General features: G+C 70.1%; 16 protein-coding genes and 1 pseudogene. 11 read left to right on the top strand and 6 right to left on the bottom strand.

Annotated features, from left to right (window positions below; translation table 11 throughout):
• The first annotated feature begins 9 nt into the window (after positions 1 to 9).
• Complete coding sequence (locus EAT49_RS11375; RefSeq protein WP_246003833.1) at positions 10 to 687, top strand: rhomboid family intramembrane serine protease; 678 nt, start codon at positions 10 to 12, stop codon at positions 685 to 687.
• On the opposite strand, the gene murJ is transcribed toward EAT49_RS11375, so the two are convergent.
• The 3 genes from murJ to EAT49_RS11360 all read right to left on the bottom strand — a co-directional run bounded on the left by murJ (position 674) and on the right by EAT49_RS11360 (position 6,306).
• Positions 674 to 2,275, bottom strand: coding sequence for a murein biosynthesis integral membrane protein MurJ (gene murJ / locus EAT49_RS11370; protein ID WP_123642447.1), 1,602 nt, complete (start codon positions 2,273 to 2,275; stop codon positions 674 to 676). The genes EAT49_RS11375 and murJ overlap by 14 nt on opposite strands.
• Positions 2,276 to 2,345: 70 nt before the next feature.
• Positions 2,346 to 5,162, bottom strand: a complete 2,817-nt coding sequence (locus EAT49_RS11365) for a [protein-PII] uridylyltransferase (RefSeq protein ID WP_123642446.1) — start codon at positions 5,160 to 5,162, stop codon at positions 2,346 to 2,348.
• A complete protein-coding gene (locus tag EAT49_RS11360; RefSeq protein ID WP_123642445.1) occupies positions 5,122 to 6,306 on the bottom strand; it encodes a penicillin-binding protein activator in 1,185 nt (394 codons plus the stop codon). The genes EAT49_RS11365 and EAT49_RS11360 overlap by 41 nt, the downstream gene beginning before the upstream one ends.
• Before the next feature lie 107 nt (positions 6,307 to 6,413).
• Here EAT49_RS11360 and rsmI point away from each other — a divergent pair, with 107 nt between their 5' ends.
• The 6 genes from rsmI (at position 6,414) to rpsA (ending at position 13,207) form a co-directional block, all read left to right on the top strand.
• Entirely contained in the window at positions 6,414 to 7,277 is an 864-nt protein-coding gene (gene rsmI, locus EAT49_RS11355; RefSeq protein ID WP_123642444.1) for a 16S rRNA (cytidine(1402)-2'-O)-methyltransferase, read from the top strand.
• A gap of 55 nt (positions 7,278 to 7,332) precedes the next feature.
• Positions 7,333 to 7,743 carry a YraN family protein gene (locus EAT49_RS11350; RefSeq protein WP_123642443.1) on the top strand — a complete coding sequence of 137 codons (411 nt, stop codon included), beginning with the start codon at positions 7,333 to 7,335 and terminating at the stop codon, positions 7,741 to 7,743.
• A gap of 279 nt (positions 7,744 to 8,022) precedes the next feature.
• Positions 8,023 to 8,967, top strand: a complete 945-nt coding sequence (gene gshB / locus EAT49_RS11345; protein WP_123642442.1) for a glutathione synthase — start codon at positions 8,023 to 8,025, stop codon at positions 8,965 to 8,967.
• 284 nt (positions 8,968 to 9,251) lie between these two features.
• Positions 9,252 to 10,628, top strand: coding sequence for a 3-phosphoshikimate 1-carboxyvinyltransferase (aroA, locus tag EAT49_RS11340; RefSeq protein ID WP_123642441.1), 1,377 nt, complete (start codon positions 9,252 to 9,254; stop codon positions 10,626 to 10,628).
• Positions 10,625 to 11,239 (top strand): (d)CMP kinase, encoded by a 615-nt coding sequence (locus EAT49_RS11335; protein ID WP_123642440.1) that lies wholly within the window; start codon positions 10,625 to 10,627, stop codon positions 11,237 to 11,239. Before aroA ends, EAT49_RS11335 begins: the two co-directional genes overlap by 4 nt.
• Before the next feature lie 255 nt (positions 11,240 to 11,494).
• Positions 11,495 to 13,207: a 30S ribosomal protein S1 gene (gene rpsA, locus EAT49_RS11330; protein ID WP_281274729.1), complete on the top strand. Its 1,713-nt coding sequence runs from the start codon at positions 11,495 to 11,497 to the stop codon at positions 13,205 to 13,207.
• Positions 13,208 to 13,307: 100 nt separating this feature from the next.
• Here the strand turns inward: rpsA and EAT49_RS11325 are convergent, their stop codons facing one another.
• Entirely contained in the window at positions 13,308 to 14,558 is a 1,251-nt protein-coding gene (locus EAT49_RS11325; protein ID WP_123642438.1) for a CAP domain-containing protein, read from the bottom strand.
• Between the two features lie 411 nt (positions 14,559 to 14,969).
• On the opposite strand from EAT49_RS11325, the pseudogene ihfB reads away from it, so the two are divergent.
• From ihfB to EAT49_RS11310, 3 genes and pseudogenes are all read left to right on the top strand, one after another.
• Positions 14,970 to 15,260 (top strand): annotated as a pseudogene (ihfB, locus tag EAT49_RS11320) (integration host factor subunit beta); the annotation flags it as partial.
• A gap of 8 nt (positions 15,261 to 15,268) precedes the next feature.
• Positions 15,269 to 15,634 (top strand): LapA family protein, encoded by a 366-nt coding sequence (locus EAT49_RS11315; protein ID WP_123642436.1) that lies wholly within the window; start codon positions 15,269 to 15,271, stop codon positions 15,632 to 15,634.
• Complete coding sequence (locus EAT49_RS11310) at positions 15,631 to 16,296, top strand: phosphoribosylanthranilate isomerase (RefSeq protein WP_123642435.1); 666 nt, start codon at positions 15,631 to 15,633, stop codon at positions 16,294 to 16,296. Before EAT49_RS11315 ends, EAT49_RS11310 begins: the two co-directional genes overlap by 4 nt.
• Here the strand turns inward: EAT49_RS11310 and EAT49_RS11305 are convergent.
• Entirely contained in the window at positions 16,274 to 17,581 is a 1,308-nt protein-coding gene (locus tag EAT49_RS11305; protein ID WP_185020731.1) for a tannase/feruloyl esterase family alpha/beta hydrolase, read from the bottom strand. The two genes, EAT49_RS11310 and EAT49_RS11305, sit on opposite strands and share 23 nt — an antisense overlap.
• A 136-nt stretch (positions 17,582 to 17,717) precedes the next feature.
• Here EAT49_RS11305 and trpB point away from each other — a divergent pair, with 136 nt between their 5' ends.
• Entirely contained in the window at positions 17,718 to 18,938 is a 1,221-nt protein-coding gene (gene trpB, locus EAT49_RS11300) for a tryptophan synthase subunit beta (RefSeq protein WP_123642433.1), read from the top strand.
• Here trpB and EAT49_RS11295 read toward each other — a convergent pair.
• Positions 18,935 to 19,315 (bottom strand): DUF2237 family protein, encoded by a 381-nt coding sequence (locus EAT49_RS11295; RefSeq protein ID WP_123642432.1) that lies wholly within the window; start codon positions 19,313 to 19,315, stop codon positions 18,935 to 18,937. The two genes, trpB and EAT49_RS11295, sit on opposite strands and share 4 nt — an antisense overlap.
• Positions 19,316 to 19,319: the final 4 nt, after the last annotated feature.

Below are 19,319 nucleotides of genomic sequence, written 5' to 3'. Positions count from 1 at the left end.
GGCAGGGCCGTGCAGGATCAGTCGCCGTTCAATCCGCTGCCGCCGGTGATCCTGGTGCTGGCGCTGGCCATGGTCGCCGCGGAGGCGGTGCTGGGCCTCGCGCAGTCGGGGTTCCTGGGCGGGCCCCAGGGGATCGGCTGGCGGCTCGAGGCGGTGGAGCGGTTCGCCTTCGCGCCGAGGGTCGTGGAGCTGGTGTTCGAGCGGGGGGTGCTGGCGCCCGAGGTCCTGATGCGGTTCGTCAGCTACATCTTCGTGCACGGGTCGCTCGGCCACGCGGCCTTCGGCATCGTCATCCTACTGGCGATGGGCAAGTTCGCGGGCGAGGTGCTGGACGGCCTCGGGCTTACGGTCGTCGTGGGGATGTCGACGGTGACGGGGGCGCTCGTCTTCGGTGTCGCGGTGCAGCAGAACGTTCCGCTCTATGGATCCTACCCGGCGGCCTACGGGCTGATCGGGGCCTACACGGCGCTCGTCTTCGTGGCGCTGGGCCGGGCGGGGGAGCGGCAACTCGCGGCGTTCCGGCTCATTGGCGTGCTGGTGGCGATCCAGCTGGTCTTCGCCGCGCTCTTCGGGGCGGACCTGTCGTGGATCGCGGATCTTGCCGGTTTCGCGACGGGCTTCGTGCTGACGCCACTTCTGGCGCCGGGGGGCTGGGCCGCGCTGATGCGGCGGATCAGGGCGCGCTAGGCCGGCGGCGCAGGGCGCCCCGCAGTTCGGAGAGCCTGAGCGCGCCCAGCATCTGCGCAGCGGTGAAATAGACCGCGATCCCGAGAAGAACGAGGCCGGCGAGGGCGAGGCCGCGCGGGCCGCCGGGCTGATAGGCAGGCGCGGTCAGCAGATGGACGGCGAAGAGCACGGCACCCATGATCGCGGAGGCGAGGAGGATGCGCGGCAGGCGGCGTTTCAGCCGCGCGTCCGGTTTCGCGGCATCGCCGAGGGAGCGGGCGCGCCGGGCGAGGATGGCCACCATGGCCCAGCCCGCGAGCGTCGTGCCCCAGGCGGCGGCGGAGAAGCCGATGAGCGGCGCGAGGCCGATGGCGAGGCCCACGTTGACGAGCATCGCCCAGAGCGCGGCCCGGAACGGCGTGCGGGTGTCCGAGCGGGCGAAGAACACCGGTTGCAGCGCCTTCTGAAGCACGAAGGCGGGCAGGCCGGCGCCGTAGATGGCGACGGCGAGCGCAGTGGCGGCGGTATCCTCCGCCCCGAAGGCGCCGCGCTCGAAAAGGACCGAGACGAGGGGGCCGGGGATCGCCACCAGGGCCACGGCTGCCGGGACGGTGAGCGCGAGCGAGATCTCGCAAGCGCGGTTGAAGGCGTCGCGCCCGCCCGCGTCGTCTCCGGCCGCGAGGCGGCGGGAGAGATCGGGCAGGAGCACGATGCCCACGGCGATGCCCACCACCCCGAGGGGCAGCTGGTAGAGCCGGTCCGCCAGCGCCAGCCAGGCGATGGCGCCGTCGAAGAAGCTGGCGACCTGGCGGCCCACGAGGAGGTTGACCTGCACCACGCCGCCGGCGAGGGCGGCGGGGGCGGCGATGATCGCCAGCCGCTTCAGCTCGGGTGTGAGGCGGGGGCGGCGCAGGCGGATCGTGAAGCCCGCACGGTGGGCGGCGATCCAGAGCAGTGCGAGCTGGGCCACGCCGGCGACGAGAACGCCGATGGAGAGCAGGGTGCCGTGCTGCAGCGTGTCGAGCGCCGCGCCCTCGGGCCGGGAGATCGCGAGGCTGCCGAGATCGGCGCGGTCGGCCAGCAGCAGCGCGGCGACGAGGATGACGTTGAGCAGCACGGGCGCGGCTGCGGCGGCGGCGAAGCGGCCGGTGGCGTTGAGCACCCCAGAGAGGAGCGCCGCGAGCGAGATGAAGAGGATGTAGGGAAAGACGATGCGGCCCATGGCGGTGGCGATCGGCAGGCGTTCGTCCCCGGCGAAGCCCGCCGCCATGGCGAGCACCAGCCACGGCATGAAGACCAGGGCGAGGGTGGTCAGGGCGATCAGGACGGTGGCGAGGCCCGCGAAGGCGTCGGAGGCGAAGCCTGCCGCATCCTCGCCCCGCTCGAGCTTCTTCGAGAACATCGGCACGAAGGCCATGTTGAAGGCGCCCTCGGCGAAGAAGCGGCGGAACATGTTCGGGAGCGCGAAGGCGACGAAGAAGGCCTCGGCCACCGCGCCGGTTCCGAGGATGCCCGCGATCAGGATGTCGCGTGCGAAGCCGAAGACCCGGCTGAGCAGTGTCCAGAGGCCGACGGTGAAGAACCCGGCCATGAGGCGGATCGGTTTCATGCTTTCTCAAGGTTTCGCGGCAACGATCTTCTAGAAGATCGTTCGGCCCCAGCATCTTCCAGAAGATGCTTCATTCGGCGGCGCGTTCCGCGCCGCGGGCGATGGCCTCGCGCAGGCGGCGTTCGAGGGCCTTCTGGCGGTTCTCGGCGTGGAATTTCAGGCCGAAGAGGTCCTTGACGTAGAAGCTGTCCACCACCTGTTCGCCGTAGGTCGCGACCACGGCGGAGGCGATGTAGACATTCGCCGCGGCAAGCGTGCGCGTCAGATCGTAGAGCAGGCCGGGCCGGTCGCGGGTGTCGACCTCGATGATCGTGTAGATCTCCGACCCGTCGTTGTCGAAGGTGATGGAGGTGGGCACGGTGAAGGCGCGTTCGCGCTTCTTGAGCCTGTCGCGGTCGCGGAAGGCGTCGCGGGCGACCACCTCGCCGTTCATCGTGCGTTCGATCATCGAGCGCAGGCGCGGCAGTTTCGCCGCCTCGTAGGGCGCCCCCTCGCCGTCCTGGATCCAGAAGGCGGCGGTGGCCCATCCGTCCTTGGTGGTGAAGGTGCGCGCGTCCTTGATGTTGGCGCCCACGAGGGCGAGCGCGCCGCACATCCGGCTGAAGATGCCGGGATGATCCTGCATGACGAAGCAGACGCGGGTGGCGTCGCGGTCCTCGTCGGGAGTCAGCTTCAGGCGGATCCCGTCGGCGTCGGCCTCGCGCAGGAGTTCGGCGAAATCCACATGGGCGGTGACATGGAGGCCCTGCCAGTAGGGCGGGTAGTGGCGCGAGGTCTCGGTGCGCAAGGCCTTCTCGTCCCAGTCGCCAAGGGCCGCGCGCAGTTTCCTGCGGGCCTCGGTGCCGCGCTCCTCGCGGTTGATCGCCTCGAGCCCGTCCTCGAGCGCGCGTCGGGTCTGGCGGTAGAGGGCGCGCAGGAGCGAGGCCTTCCAGTTGTTCCAGACGTTCGGCCCCACGCCGCGGATGTCGCAGACGGTCAGCACCGTCAGCAGGTCGAGCCGCTCCTGGGATTTCACCGCCTTGGCGAAGTCGCGCACGGTGGCGGGGTCGGCGATGTCGCGTTTCTGGGCCATGTCGGACATCACGAGGTGATAGCGCACGAGCCATTCCACCGTCTCGCATTCGCGCTTCTTCAGCCCCAGCCGCGGACAGACGGTGCGAGCGATGCGGGCGCCGACGACGGAATGGTCCTCGTCCCGGCCCTTGCCGATGTCATGGAGCAGCATCGCCGTGTAGAGAACCTTGCGGTTCACGCCCTTCTTGAGGATCTTGGAGGCGACTGGCAATTCCTCCTCCAGCTCGCCCCGTTCGATCCGGGCGAGGTTGGAGATCACCTGGATCGTGTGCTCGTCCACCGTGTAGCTGTGGTACATGTTGAACTGCATGAGGGCCACGATCGGCTCGAATTCCGGAATCCAGGCCGAGAGGATGCCGAGCTCGTTCATGCGGCGCAGGGCGCGTTCGGGGTTCGCGTGCTTCAGCAGGGTGTCGAAGAAGATGCGCGCCGCCTCGGGATCGCGGCGCATGCCGTCGTCGATCAGGTGGCGGTTGAGCGACAGGAGGCGCATGGCGTCGGGGTGCAGCAGGGTGCCGGTGCGCACGGCCTCCTCGAAGATGCGCAGCATGTTGAGCTTGTCGGCGAGGAACGCCTCGTCGTCGCCCACGGTCAGGCGGTTCTGCTTGATCGCGTAGGGCGGTTTCGCCTTCTTCGGGCGGGACAGGAGCCGGGTGAGCATCGGCTCGGATTTCACATGAGTAGCCTCGAGGGCCGACAGGAAGATGCGCGTGAGATCGCCCACCTGAGTCGCGTGCCGGAAGTAGTCCTGCATGAACCATTCCACCGCCCGGCGGCCGCCGCGGTCGGTGTAGCCCATGGCGCGGGCCACCTCGACCTGCATGTCGAAGCTGAGCTGGTCCACCGCGCGCCCGGCGATGGCATGGAGGTGCAGACGCACCGCCCAGAGGAAATCCTCGGCGCGCACGAACGTGTCGAACTCCTCGCGCGTGAAGAGGCCGTGGCGCACAAGCTGGGCCGAGTCGCTGACGCCGTAGAGATACTTGCCGATCCAGAACAGCGATTGCAGGTCGCGGAGCCCGCCCTTGCCCTCCTTCACGTTGGGCTCGACCATGTAGCGCTGGCCGCCCTGCTTGCGGTGCCGTTCCGCGCGCTCGGCGAGCTTGGCCTCGATGAACTCGGGCGCGGTAGACCGGAAGAGGTCGGTCCAGAGCTTCTCCGACAGCTCGCGCGCCAGGGCCGCGTCGCCGAAGAGGGGGCGGCATTCCACGAGGCTCGTGCGGATGGTGTAGTCCTGTCGGGCGAGGCGCAGGCAGTCCTTCACCGTGCGGCTGGCATGGCCGACCTTCAGCTTGAGGTCCCAGAGCAGGTAGAGCATCGACTCGATGACGCTCTCGGCCCAAGGCGTGATCTTCCACGGTGTCAGGAACAGCAGGTCCACGTCGGAATAGGCCGCCATCTCGCCGCGGCCGTAGCCGCCGACGGCGACGAGGGCGAGGCGCTCGCTCTTCGTCGGGTTGGGCACGGGATGCGCCCGGTCCGTCGCGAGGCGATAGGCGGTCTCCACGAGGCAGTCGGTGAGCCAAGTGTAGCTGCGCCGGGCGGGGCCGGAGGCGCGGGGGCTGTCGGCCAGGGCGCGGGCGATCGCCTCCATGCCGCTGCGGCGGGCCTCGGAGAGTAGTGCCACGATCTGCGGCCGGGCAGCGGAGAGGGCGGTCCCCGCAGGCCAGAGACGCGCGATCTCCTCCGCGATGCGGGCGCGGTCGAAGATGGCCTCCTGCGGCAGGATCAGCCGCGTTTCGTCGGGGGAGCGGTCCGGGGCGGGGCCGGCCTCAGAGGCCGGCGCCGCCGAAGGATGAGGGAGCTGGGTCAACGATGACGACCTGGTTGTCTCTGATCTGAGCGACGGCGAGGCCCCGCTCGTTGGTGCCGTCGGACCGGAGGCGGAAGATGCCGCTGGTGCCCGTGAACCCCGCGGCCTGGGTGAGGGACGCGCCGGTCAGCGCGTTGGGGTCACCCTGGGCCACGAGCGCGCCGATTGCCGCGATCCCGTCGTAGGCGAGGCCGGCCAGCGGATGGGGCGCATTGCCGTAGGCCGCCTCGAAACGGGCGCGGAAACTGGCCTCCGGCCCCTCTGCGGGCTTGGCGAAATAGCTGCCCTGAAGGGCCGTCTGCGTGGCGGCCGCGGCCAGCGAGTCCCATCGCGTCAGGCCAAGGAACGGGGCCTGCTGCAGCGTCGTGCCGCTTTCGCGGAGGGCGCTCGAGATCAGCGGAAGGTCGGCGTTGATGCCGCCGGTCAGGAAGACGCCGTCGGCCCCCGCCGCGTCGATCGCGGCGGACACTGCCGGCCCGGCCTCCAGCACCGCCTGCTGCGAGGTGACGGGATAGCCCTGCGCGCCTGCGAAGGTCACGCCGCTGCGCTGCGCGGCCTCGGCCACCGCGTCCCGTCCGGCCTCACCCTGGGCGTCCTGTCCATGGGCGACGAAGACCCGGCCGATGCCCTGGGCCGCCGCGTAACGCGACAGGCGGACAGCCGTGTTCTCGAAGGTCGGGCCGAGGATGAAGAGGTTGCCGCCGGCGATGGCGGAGTTGTTGGAGAAGGCGAGCACGTTGACGTTCTGCGCGGCCACGGCGGCGGAGGCCGCGGCCGAGGTGTCGGCGCGCAGGGGGCCGAGGATGATCCTGGCGCCGTCGGCGACCGCCTGCTGGGCGATGGTGGCGGCCTGAGCCGGCGAGGCGCCGGTGGGATAGACCCGCAAGTCGATCTGCGCGCCCTGCAGGTCCGCGATGGCGAGACGGGCGGCGTTCTCGAGATCCCGCGCGATCATCGCGTCGCCCTGGATCGGGGAGTTGCCCGGGACCAGGAGGGCCACCTGGACCGGGGCATTCGGGTCGATGCGCTGTCCGCCCTGCGCGCCGGTGCCGGGCAGCTGGACGGCGCCGCAGGCCCCGAGCCAGAGCAGGGCGGCGAAGGCGAACAGGCGGGCGGCGGGCCCGTGGACCGGACGGTTGGTCATGGGATGGGCACTCCCTCTTGCGACGGGCCCCGGCGGCTGGTTCCTATGGCGGACCGGCCCCGGGGCATTCGGGGGCATCATACCGGCGACTTCCGGAGGGTCTAGGGATGAATTCCGAGCCAGCGCGGCTTGCCGCCGGCCTCTACCTCGTGGCGACGCCGATCGGGAATGCGCGGGACATCACGCTCAGGGCGCTCGACGTGCTGGCGGCGGCGGACGTGATCGCGGCGGAGGACACGCGCACGGCGCGGCGACTGATGGAGATCCACGGGCTGTCGCCCGGGGGCAGGCCCTGCGTCGCCTATCACGACCATTCGACGCCGGGCGACCGGGCGCGGCTGGTGCGGGCAGTGCGCGAGGGACAGGCCGTCGCCTATGTCTCGGAGGCCGGCACGCCTCTGCTAGCGGACCCGGGGTTCCGGCTTGCCGCCGAGGTACGGGAGGCGGGCGGGGCGGTCACGGCGGTGCCCGGCGCCTCGGCGCTGCTGGCGGCGCTCTCGGTCGCGGGCCTGCCGACGGACCGGTTCCTGTTCTGCGGCTTCCTGCCGGCGGCCTCGGCCGCGCGCCGCACGGCGCTGGCGGAAGTGGCGTCGGTGCCTGCAACGCTGGTCTTCTACGAATCGCCGCGGCGGCTCGACGCGGCGCTTGCGGACATGGCCGAGGTGCTGGGAGAGGACCGCCCCGTGGCAGTCTGCCGGGAGCTGACAAAGCGATTCGAGGAGGTGACGACGGGACGGCTCGGGGAGCTCGATCTGGGCGGGATGGTCCGGAAGGGGGAGATCGTTCTGGTCGTCGGACGGGCCGTGGCGGGCGAGGCCGCCGACGATGCCGCGGTCGACGCCGCACTGCGGGAGGCCATGCGCACCCTGCGCGTCAAGGACGCGGCGACGGTCGTGGCGGGCGCGCTTGGGCGGCCGCGGCGGGAGGTCTATCAGCGGGCGCTGGGGCTGGGGGCGGAAGAGGGGGATTAGGGGAATCTTCGCTGTTTCGTGCGACAAGGGCCGGGCGGGATGGATGGAGGCCCAGATGTCGCTCGAAGGATCGTGGTCGGAAATCGGTCGGGGACACGCCGCCGCGCGGCGCGCCGACCGCGGGCGGGTCAACCACGCGGCGGGCGCGGCGGCCGAGGACAGCGTGGTGCGGCACTACACGGAACGGGGCTGCCCCGTCCTTGCCCGGCGCTGGCGCGGCAGGGGAGGGGAGATCGACGTGATCGCCGCCGACGGCGACGCCCTCGTCTTCGTCGAGGTCAAGAAGAGCCGCAGCCATGACGCCGCCCTCGGACGTGTCACCGAACGACAGGTCCGGCGGCTCATGGCCGCGGCGCAGGAATTCCTCGCCACGCGGCCGGGGGGCCTGCTGACCGATGTCCGGTTCGATATCGGGACGGTAGATGCATCGGGGGACGTCCGCATCCTCGAGAACGCGCTTGCCTGAGGCGATCTCGTGAGCGGTCGGCCTGCGCACTCGAGGGGGCGGTGCCCGTCGCGGCAGGGGCCGCCTGGGGCGCGGATACGCTGCGGCCGCCGGCGGTGCGAGGTGCGGCCGCTCGCGATGCGGGGCGGAGGGGGTCTGCGCGGGTCCCGGACCAGTGCGGGACGAGGCCGCGGACCCTCCTGCGCACAGGGTGTGCGCGGCGGGCATCCGCGGCCGAGGGGCGAATGGACAGCGCCCTGGTGCTGGGCCAGATAGGGCGCGAGACAGAGGAGAGCGCCCATGGCCCTGACCGTTGCCGTGCAGATGGATCCGATCGCCCCGATCGACATCGGGGCCGACAGCACCTTTCGCCTGATGGAAGAGGCGCAGGCGCGGGGACACGCGCTGTTCTACTACACGCCCGACCGGGTGGCCTATGTGGAGGGGCGCATCCTCGCCCGTGGCTGGCCGGTGACCGTGCGGCGGGTGAAGGGCGACCATTTCACCCTCGGCGCGGAGGAGGAGCGGGATCTCGCGGAGGTCGACGTGGTCTGGCTGCGGCAGGACCCCCCGTTCGACATGGGCTATATCACCACGACGCATCTGCTGCAGCGGCTGATGCCGGCAACGCTGGTGGTCAACGATCCGTTCTGGGTGCGCAATTTCCCGGAGAAGCTGCTGGTCCTCGATTTCCCGGATCTCACGCCGCCCACCGCCATCGCGCGCGACCTCGCCACGCTGCGCGCCTTTCGGGAGCGGCATGGCGACATCATCCTCAAGCCGCTCTACGGCAACGGCGGGGCGGGCGTGTTCAAGCTCGCCCATGACGACGGCAACCTCGCCTCGCTGCACGAACTCTTTGCCTCGATGAGCCGGGAGCCGCTGATCGTGCAGAAATACCTGCCGGCCGTCTCGAAGGGCGACAAGCGGGTGATCCTCGTGGACGGGGAGCCCGTGGGCGCGATCAACCGGGTGCCGCAGAAGGGCGAGACGCGGTCCAACATGCACGTGGGCGGGCGCGCGGAGCCGGCGGAGGTCACCGACCGCGACCGGGAGATCTGCGCACGGATCGGGCCAAAGCTCCGCGAGGCGGGGCAGGTCTTCGTGGGGATCGACGTGATCGGCGAGTGGCTGACGGAGATCAACGTGACCTCGCCCACGGGGCTTCAGGAGCTGGAGCGGTTCGACGGCACCAACGCCGCGGGGCTGATCTGGGACGCGATCGAGCGGCGGCTCGCGCGCTGAACCCGCGCCGCGCGCGTCACTGGCGCACGGCGCGCCGGGAGGGCGGTCGGGGCGCGCACAGGTCATGGCCGTGCCGGGCGGGCGCGGCCTGCGCGCGTGGGGCGGAGGGAGACCAGATGGCCGGGCCGGTTCATGGCCCGGCGTGCGGCCCGCGCGCGTGGGGCGGAGGGCTGGTGCGGGCCCGGGACGGATCGTCCGGGGCGGCCGCCGCGCTTCCGACCCATGGACCGCGCGGGCGGGGCGGGGTAAGACCGCGCCGCATCCACGACGGCGAGGGTTTCTGCATGTCCGCTTCCGGGTCCCCGAGGCCGATGACCGCCCGCCGCTCCGGGCCGCTGAAGGGCACGGCGGAGGTGCCCGGCGACAAGTCGGTGTCGCACCGAGCGCTGATCCTCGGTGCGCTGGCTGTGGGCGAGACGCGTGTGACAGGCCTTCTCGAGGGGGAGGACGTGCTCGACACCGCCAGGGCGATGCGGGCCTTCGGGGCGGAGGTCACGCGGGAGGCGGACGGGACATGGTCGGTCCATGGCGTCGGCACGGGCGGCTTCGGCGAGCCCCAGAGCGTCATCGACTGCGGCAATTCGGGCACCGGCGTGCGGCTGATCATGGGCTCCATGGCCACGACGCCGATCACCGCGACCTTTACCGGAGACGCCAGCCTGCGCGGCCGGCCGATGGGGCGGGTGACCGACCCGCTGGCGCTGTTCGGCACGCAGGCCGTGGGTCGCGCGGGCGGGCGGCTGCCGATGACGCTTGTTGGCGCGCGCGATCCGGTGCCGGTGCGCTATGTCGTGCCCGTGCCCTCGGCGCAGGTGAAATCCGCTGTCTTGCTGGCGGGGCTGGGCGCGCCGGGAGAGACCGTGGTGATCGAGCGCGAGGCGACGCGTGACCATACCGAGCGGATGCTCGCGGGCTTCGGCGCGGAGGTTCGGATCGAGGAGACGGAAGAGGGCCGGGCGATCATCCTGAGGGGCCAGCCGGAGCTGCGGCCGCAGGTGATCTCGGTGCCGCGGGACCCGTCAAGCGCGGCCTTCCCGGTCTGCGCCGCGCTGATCACGGAAGGTTCGGACGTGCTTGTGCCCGGGATCGGGCTGAACCCCACGCGGGCGGGCCTTTACGAAACCCTGCGCGAGATGGGCGCAGACCTGGTCTACGAGAACCCCCGCGACGAGGGGGGAGAGCCGGTGGCGGACCTGCGGGCGCGGTTCTCGCCCGACATGAAGGGCATCGAGGTGCCGCCCGAGCGCGCGGCGAGCATGATCGACGAATACCCGGTGCTGTCGGTCGTGGCGGCCTTTGCCGAGGGCGTGACGGTGATGCGGGGCGTGAAGGAGCTGCGCGTCAAGGAGAGCGACCGGATCGACGCCATGGCCACGGGCCTGCGCGCGGCGGGCGTGACGGTGGACGAGGGAGAGGACTGGTGGACGGTGGAGGGGCGCGGGCCCGGCGGCGTGAAAGGGGGCGTGACGGTGGCGAGCCGGCTCGACCACCGGATCGCCATGTCCTTTGTCCTGATGGGATTTGCGGCGCAGGAGCCCGTGACCGTGGACGATGCGAGCCCGATCGCCACCTCCTTTCCGATCTTCGAGGCGCTGATGACGGGCCTCGGCGCGCGGCTCGACCACGACGCCGCGCGGGAGCCTGCCGGACCCGTCGCGTGACGGGCGCCTTCACCATCGCCATCGACGGGCCGGCCGCCGCCGGCAAGGGCACGATCAGCCGGGCCGTGGCCGAGCGGCTGGGGTTGCCGCATCTGGACACGGGACTGCTCTATCGCGCCGTGGGCGCGCGGGTGATCGGCGGGCAGGACCCGGTGGCGGCGGCGCGGACGCTCGACGCCTCGGAGCTCAACGAGGCGGCGCTGCGGACCGGCCCGGTGGCGGAGGCGGCCTCCCGCGTGGCGGTCATGGCCGAGGTGCGCGATGCGTTGACGGAGTTCCAGCGCGCCTTCGCGCGGCGTCCGGGGGGCGCGGTTCTGGACGGGCGGGACATCGGGACGGTGATCTGCCCGGAGGCGGAGGTGAAGCTCTATGTCACCGCGAGCCCCGAGTGCCGTGCAGAGCGGCGGTTTCTCGAACTTCGGGCCAGGGGTGCGGAGGTGACCGAGGAGGGCGTGCTGGCAGATGTGCGGGCGCGGGACCAGCGGGACAGCGCACGGGCCGTGGCCCCGCTGAAGCCCGCGGAGGATGCGGTGCGGATCGACACGACGGCGCTGGGGATCGACGAGGCGATCGAGGCGGCCATGGCGGCGATCGCGTCGCGGTGGGGGTGATGGCGGCGTGACGGTGACGGGGCGGGGCCCGGGCAGATGCCCGGCCTGCGGGGGTGACCAAGGCGGTGTTCGGGGCTCCCGGTCTTGCCAAGGGGCGATGGTTCCTCTATAGGCGCGGCTTGTCAACGCGGCGGGACAGTCGCGGGCGAGCCGAGAGCAGGGGCCGGTCATCCGGCCCCGTTTTGTTATCGGCGGCCCGGTCCGCGGCGCTGGCCAACCCACCGCAAGACCGGCGGAGACAACCGCCCGGCCGGAATAACCGAAACGAAGGAAAACCAGAGCCACATGGCGCAAAATGCATCCATGGAGGACTTCGAGGCCCTCCTGAACGAAAGCCTCGAAATGGACACGCCGACCGAGGGGTCGGTGGTCAAGGGCCGTGTCATCGCCATCGAGGCGGGCCAGGCCATCATCGACGTCGGCTACAAGATGGAAGGCCGTGTCGATCTCAAGGAATTCGCGAATCCCGGCGAGGCGCCCGAGATTTCCGTGGGCGACGAGGTCGAGGTCTATCTCCGCAATGTGGAGAACGCCCGCGGCGAGGCGGTCATCTCCCGCGAGATGGCGCGTCGTGAAGAGGCCTGGGACCGTCTGGAGAAGGCCTATGCCGACGAAGAGCGCGTCGAGGGCGCGATCTTCGGCCGCGTCAAGGGCGGCTTCACCGTCGATCTGGGCGGCGCCGTGGCGTTCTTGCCGGGCAGCCAGGTCGATGTGCGCCCGGTCCGTGACGCGGGCCCGCTCATGGGGCTCAAGCAGCCGTTCCAGATCCTCAAGATGGACCGCCGCCGGGGCAACATCGTCGTCTCCCGCCGCGCCATCCTCGAGGAGAGCCGCGCGGAGCAGCGCGCCGAGGTCATCTCGAACCTCATGGAAGGCCAGGCGGTCGACGGCGTGGTCAAGAACATCACCGAGTACGGCGCCTTCGTCGATCTCGGCGGTGTTGACGGCCTCTTGCACGTCACCGACATGGCGTGGCGCCGCGTGAACCATCCGTCGGAGATCCTGTCGATCGGCGAGACCGTGAAGGTCCAGGTCATCAAGATCAACAAGGAGACCCACCGGATCAGCCTCGGCATGAAGCAGCTGCAGGACGATCCCTGGGATTCCGTCGCGGTCAAGTACGCGCTCGACAGCGTGCACCAGGGCCGGGTCACCAACATCACCGATTACGGCGCCTTCGTGGAGCTGGAGCCGGGGGTCGAGGGGCTTGTCCACGTCTCGGAAATGTCCTGGACCAAGAAGAACGTCCATCCCGGCAAGATCGTCTCCACCTCCCAGGAGGTCGAGGTCATGGTGCTGGAGATCGACGAAGCCAAGCGCCGCGTGTCGCTGGGCCTCAAGCAGACCATGCGCAACCCGTGGGAGGTCTTTGCCGAGACCCATCCCGAGGGGACCGAGGTCGAGGGCGAGGTCAAGAACATCACCGAGTTCGGCCTCTTCGTGGGCCTTCCCGGGGATATCGACGGCATGGTGCACCTCAGCGACCTGACCTGGGAAGGTCGGGGCGAGGATGTGATCGGCGATTTCCGCAAGGGCGACGTCGTGCGGGCGAAGGTGCTGGAAGTCGACACCGAGAAGGAGCGGATCTCGCTCTCGATCAAGGCGCTGGACAACGATCCCTTCGCCGATGCCATCGGCGGCGTGAAGCGCGGCTCGATCATCACCGTCGAGGTGACCAAGATCGAGGACGGCGGTATCGAGGTGGAATACGAGGGCATGAAGTCCTTCATCCGCCGCTCCGACCTGTCGCGCGACCGGGCCGAGCAGCGTCCGGAGCGGTTCCAGGTCGGCGACAAGGTGGACGTGCGCGTCACGAACATCGATTCGAAGACGCGTCGTCTGGGCCTGTCGATCAAGGCGCGCGAGATCGCGGAGGAGCGTGAGGCGGTGGAGCAGTTCGGCTCGTCCGACAGCGGCGCCTCGCTGGGCGATATCCTGGGCGCGGCCCTCAAGGGCAACGACGACTGAGACCCGGCGAACGCTGCGTCACATGACGAAGGAGAGGCCCCGCGGTAGCGACCGCGGGGCCTTTCGTTTGAGCGGGCGGGCAGACGCCCCGATTGGCCGGTCAGATGAAGACGAGGCTGTCCGCGAGGTCGGACAGGTCGTCGATGCCCGTGATCGTCAGGCTGTCCGCGCCAAAACGCAGCACGATGCCCGCGTTGGTCTCCTCGCCGAACTGGCGCGCGACGTCGGTGCGCGACAGTTGCGCGCCGCCCCAGAGCTGGCGGTCCAGCTCGATCCGGTCTGCCCCTTCGAACCCGAGGATCACGTCGTGGCCGTAGAGCTTGCGGAACACGAAGGTATCCGCGCCGGATCCGCCAAGCAGCAAGTCGTCGCCGCCGCCGCCATCCAGCCTGTCCTGCCCGCCACCGCCGACCAGCACGTCCTTTCCGCCGCCACCGAAGAGCTCGTCGGAGCCGGGGCCGCCGTTGAGGAAGTCGTCCCCGGGCCCGCCGTGGAGGATGTCGTTGTGGCCGCCGCCCAGAAGCCGGTCGTTGCCGCCGCCGCCGATCAGGATGTCCCTTCCGCCGCCGCCAAAAAGCGCGTCGTCGTCGCCGCCGCCGTTCAGCAGGTCGTTGCCCGCCTGGCCCTTGATCACGTCCTTTCCGGCGTTGCCGAGGAGCCTGTCATCGCCGGCGCCGCCCTGGATGTTGTCGTCGCCCATGCCACCGAGGGCGACGTCGTTGCCGCCGCCCCCGAACATCATGTCATTGCCGCCACCGCCCTTGAGCACGTCGTTGCCGCCGTACCCCTTGAGCACGTTGTCGCCGCCGTTGCCGGTCAGGATATCGGCCGCGGCGGTTCCCTCGAAGACCACCTGGACGGGCGGGGGTGCCGGGGCGGGACCCGGGCTGCCGTCATCGAGCCGGACCGGACCCGTGGTCGATCCGAACTTCTGGGTGGCGACCATGGCGAGATGACCGGAGATCGTGCCGATCTCGAGACCGATGCCGATGTATTCGTATTCCGGGCGCAGGATGTTGCCGCGATGGTCCGGGCTCTTCATCAGTCCGGCGTGGATCGCCCGGACCTCGTCGGAATAGCCGGGCGCCCCGCCGATTGCCACGGCGCCGATGTTCTCGCCGGTCTTGAACCCGTCGGTGACGCTGAACCCGGCGCCTTGCATCCGGGCGAGATGCCCCGTGCCGCCGGCCCCCGTGTGGGAGATCGTCCCCGACTCGATCATCCACTTCGAATGACGCTCGGCCCCGAGGTTCAGGGACATTTCCAGTTGCAGGGGCGCGAGCCCGCGGGACGTCCTTTCGGCATTCGTGAGGTCCGCGAGCTGGCGCTCGATGTCTGTCGCACGGGTCATGAGCAGTCCCTGTATTCCTGTGATCAGCAGGTGAATTTAAGGGACACAGCCGGACCCCGTCACGCCCTCGTCGGCCAAGGACCCGAAGAACGTAGATCGAAGGTGCCGTAATGTCACCCCGCCGAGCGGGACAGGAGTCGGGCCGCGGCGGGATCCGGCCAACCGATGAGCGCCATGCCGCGCAGGATGCCCCCTTGCCTGTCGCGAATCGGTGCCTGCCGCCGACGGCCTGGGGGCCGAGAACCGCGCAGCAGGTAAGGGATGCGGCCATGGTGGGGGCGTTATCGGGCACCACAGGCCGAAAAAGCCTCCGGTCGGAGCATGGGGCGTATTTTCTCCTGACGCCGCTTGCGCCTATAGTCTCGCGGGCCACTGCGCGGACCAGCGTCGTGAGAGGTCAAGGTTGTTACGGGGGGACGGATGATCCGATCCGAACTGATCCAGAAGATCGCCGACGATAATCCGCACCTCTACCAGCGCGATGTGGAGCGGATCGTGAACACGATCTTCGAGGAGATCACCAACGCGATGTCACGGGGCAACCGGGTCGAATTGCGGGGCTTCGGGGCGTTCTCGGTGAAGAAGCGGGATGGCCGTATCGGGCGCAACCCGCGCACGGGGGAGAGTGTCGAGGTCGAGGAGAAGCATGTGCCCTTCTTCAAGACCGGCAAGCTCTTGCGGGACCGGCTGAACGGCAAGTAGAAAGACCCATGACCTACATCAAGTACGCCTTCTGGGGGCTCGTGGCCCTGTGCCTCGTGACCGTCAGTTTCGCCAACCGCGGTCTGGTGGAGCTGAAAATGCTGCCCGAGGCGATCGCCTCCGCCTTGCCGGCCGGACTGGGCTGGCTCGCGCCGGTGGTGCAGGTGCCGCTGTTCGTCGCGCTGCTGATCGGGGTGGCCCTCGGCCTTGTCATCGGGCTGATCTGGGAATGGCTGCGCGAGGCTAAGCAGCGGTCGGAGGCCAGCCGCCGGCGGCGCCGGATCGTCGAACTCGAGCGGGAGGTCGCGCGTCTGAAGGACGAGAAGCACGAGGGCAAGGACGAGGTCCTCGCGCTGCTCGACAAGACGGGCTGAGCATCCGGGTCAAGATCTGCGGGCTGCGCGACGAGGCCGGCGTGGAGGCCGCGGCGGCGGCCGGGGCGGCCTATGTGGGCCTTGTCTTCTTCGGGAAATCGCCGCGCAACGTGGGGCTCGCCGAGGCCAGGGCGGCTGCTCTGGCGGCACCGCCCGGCGTGGCTAAGGTCGCACTGGTGGTGGATGCCGACGACGCGGCGCTGGACGCGATCCTCGCCAAGGTGCCCCTCGACATGCTGCAGCTGCACGGCTCCGAAAGCCCCGAGCGGGTGTCGGAGGTGCGGCGGCGCACGGGTCTGCCGGTGATGAAGGCGGTGGGGATCGGGTCGGCGGAGGACTTGCCGAAGCTCGATCTGTATGCCGGGGTGGCGGACCAGCTTCTGGTCGATGCGAAGCCTGTCGAGGGGGGGCCGCTGCCCGGCGGCAACGGCGTGGCCTTCGACTGGCGGCTGATTTCGAACCGGCGCTGGCCCGTGCCGTGGATGCTGGCGGGGGGGCTCACGCCGGAGAATGTGGCGGAAGCAGTGGCGTTGACGGGCGCGCGACAGGTGGACGTGTCCTCGGGCGTCGAGAGCGCGCCTGGGATCAAGGACCACGCTCGGATCGCCGGGTTCGTGAGGGCGGCGCAGGGCGGGCGGGCTATCCCGAGCCTGCGCAGGTGAAGCTGGCCGCGGCGGCGGGATCGCCGCCAAGATGCACCGCGAAGAGCGGCCAGGGACAGAGCGGCCGCGCACCGGGCGCGAAGTCCTGCGGGATGGCGCCGGGGGGCGCGTCCTGTTCCACCCAGTCGACCAGCCGCGGCAGGAGATCCGGCACCGGGCCTTCGGGGACCGCGTAGAGGCGCAGGATCTCGTCCGTCGCGGGGTCCTCCTCGTGCAGGCGGTCGATCCACAAGGCGCTGCGGAACAGGGAGTGCTCGAGGTCGTCTGCCGGGTGCAGGACGAGGATGCGCCCGCCCTCCGCCCCGAAGGCGACGACCGCTTCGGCATCCGGGGCGCTGTCGGGCAGACGGGCGGCGGCATCGGGGATGTCGAGGGCCGCAAGGAAGGCGAGAGGATCGTCGGTGCCGAGACCGAGGGCCGCCGCCAGTTCCGCGGCGGCGGTGAGGGCACCGGCGGGCGGGCTCTCCGGGGTGCCCAGGCGTGCTGTTCGCCAGTCTCCGTCTCCCAGCGAGGGAGGCCAGGGCCACGGAGCGTAGAGCGGATCGTAGAGATCGGTCCGGGGACCGTCCTGCAGGATCACCAGGGCTTCGAGGCGTTCGGGAAAAAGGCAGGACAGGGAGGTTTCGGCGCAGGCGAGGCGGAACGGGTCGAAGTTTGCCCGGCAGCCTTCGATGTCGAAGACGATGCCGTCCGCGAGGCCGTCAAGGGCGTCGCAGGCCGCCAGAACCGCATCGGCGACGAGGGTCAGGTCGGCCTCGGAGAAAGCCTCGTGCAGCGGGCCGCGCAGGGGGGCGAGAGTCTGGATACCGTGCGCCTCCTGCAGGAAGCGCCGGGCCCCGCCCAAGGCTGGAGAAACGAGGTAAAGGCCATCGTAATCGCCGGGGACCGAGACGGCGGCGGCGAGGGCGGCCAGCGCCCCGGCGCCCGTCCCGGCGGCGTAGACATGATCGGGGAGGCGACCGTAGGCTGCCAGCGCGAGATCGTCGGCGCGGGGCAGGGTCTCTGCCTCGAAGGGCGCCTCGAGCACGGCGGCGCCCCCGGTCAGCAGGTCGTCGCGGGTCAGGGGGGAGGGGTCGAAGAGGTGGAAGAGCCGGCCCGACCAGTCGACGGGGAGGTGCAGGTCGAGAGCCTGCCCGGAGGCCATGAGGACCTGCACCCGGCAGTGGGGCACGGGGTCCGTGCCCTCGACATTGGCGAGGAGGGGCAAGTCGACTTCCGCCACGGACTGGCAGGCAAGCGCCGGCGCGCTTGCGACGAGACCGGGAATGAGACAGCGCAGCAGCATGGACCCTCTTGATCTGGGACGATTTGGTCGCACCCGGCGCGCCCTGTCAAAGGCCGCGGGCAGCAAGGCTTCCCATTTCCATCGCGGGCGGTCCGGTTTATCACGTCCTGCACCAATGAGCCGCGGAGGGCGCAGCATGGCCGAGGACCTGGTCAACAGCTTCATGACGGGACCGGACGAGACCGGCCGATTCGGCCAGTTCGGCGGGCGGTTCGTGTCCGAGACGCTGATGCCGCTGATCCTCGATCTGCAGACGGAATACGAGCGGGCGAAGACGGACCAGAGCTTCTGGGACGAGATGCACGACCTGTGGACCCATTACGTGGGCCGTCCCTCGCCGCTCTATTTCGCGGAGCGGCTGACGGAGCGGTTGGGCGGCGCCAAGGTCTACATGAAGCGCGACGAGCTGAACCACACCGGCGCCCACAAGATCAACAACGTGCTGGGGCAGATCATCCTGGCCCGGCGCATGGGAAAGAGCCGCATCATCGCCGAGACTGGCGCGGGCCAGCATGGCGTGGCGACGGCGACGGTCTGCGCGAAGTTCGGGCTGAAATGCGTGGTCTACATGGGCGCCCATGACGTGGAGCGGCAAGCACCCAACGTGTTCCGGATGAAGCTGCTGGGGGCGGAGGTCGTGCCCGTCACGAGCGGGCGCGGCACGCTGAAGGACGCGATGAACGACGCGCTGCGCGACTGGGTGACGAACGTACGGGACACGTTCTACTGCATCGGCACGGTGGCGGGGCCGCATCCCTATCCGGCCATGGTGCGCGATTTCCAGTCGATCATCGGCAAGGAGACGCGTGAACAGATGATGGCCGCCGAGGGGCGGCTGCCCGACACGCTGATCGCGGCGATCGGTGGCGGATCGAACGCGATGGGCCTGTTCTATCCCTTCCTCGACGACAAGGAGGTCCGGATCATCGGCGTCGAGGCCGGCGGCAAGGGCGTCAACGAGAAGATGGAGCATTGCGCCTCGCTGACCGGCGGACGGCCCGGGGTGCTGCATGGCAACCGGACGTATCTCCTGCAGGACGAGGACGGTCAGATTCTCGAGGGGTTCTCGATCTCGGCAGGGCTGGATTACCCGGGAATCGGGCCGGAACATGCATGGCTCCATGACATCGGGCGGGCGCAGTACGTGGCGATCACCGATGCCGAGGCGCTTGAGGCGTTCCAGCTCTGCTGCGAGACGGAAGGCATCATCCCGGCGCTGGAGCCGAGCCATGCCCTTGCCCATGTCATGAAGATCGCGCCGAAACTGCCGCGGGATCATCTCCTGGTGATGAACATGTGCGGGCGGGGCGACAAGGACATCTTCACCGTCGCGAAGGCGCTGGGCTGGGATCTCTAGCCGAGCGCCCGCGTCGCGTAGAGCTCGAGAATCTCCAGCGGCACGATCTCCAGCGCGGCGCGGTGGGTGGCGGCGAGGTTCACCTGGGGCGCCACACCATCCTCGTGGGCCTGAAGGAAGCGCCCGGCGCAGAGGCACCAGTGATCGCCGGCCTTGAGGCCGGGGAAATTGTACTCGGGTCTCGGGGTCGAAAGATCGTTTCCCACATATTTCGAGAAGGCGAGGAACTCGTCCGTCATCACCGCACAGACGGTGTGGCTGCCGCGGTCGGCGGCGCAGGTATCGCAGGCACCGTTGCGGAAGAATCCGGTGACGGGATCGAGCGAGCAGGGCAGCAGGGTTTCGCCGTGCACGTTCAGGGACGGGTCGGGGGTCATTGTG

Source organism: Histidinibacterium lentulum (assembly GCF_003789055.1).
GTDB classification, from domain to species: domain Bacteria; phylum Pseudomonadota; class Alphaproteobacteria; order Rhodobacterales; family Rhodobacteraceae; genus Oceanicola; species Oceanicola lentulus.
This window is presented reverse-complemented; position numbering and strand designations above follow the sequence as displayed.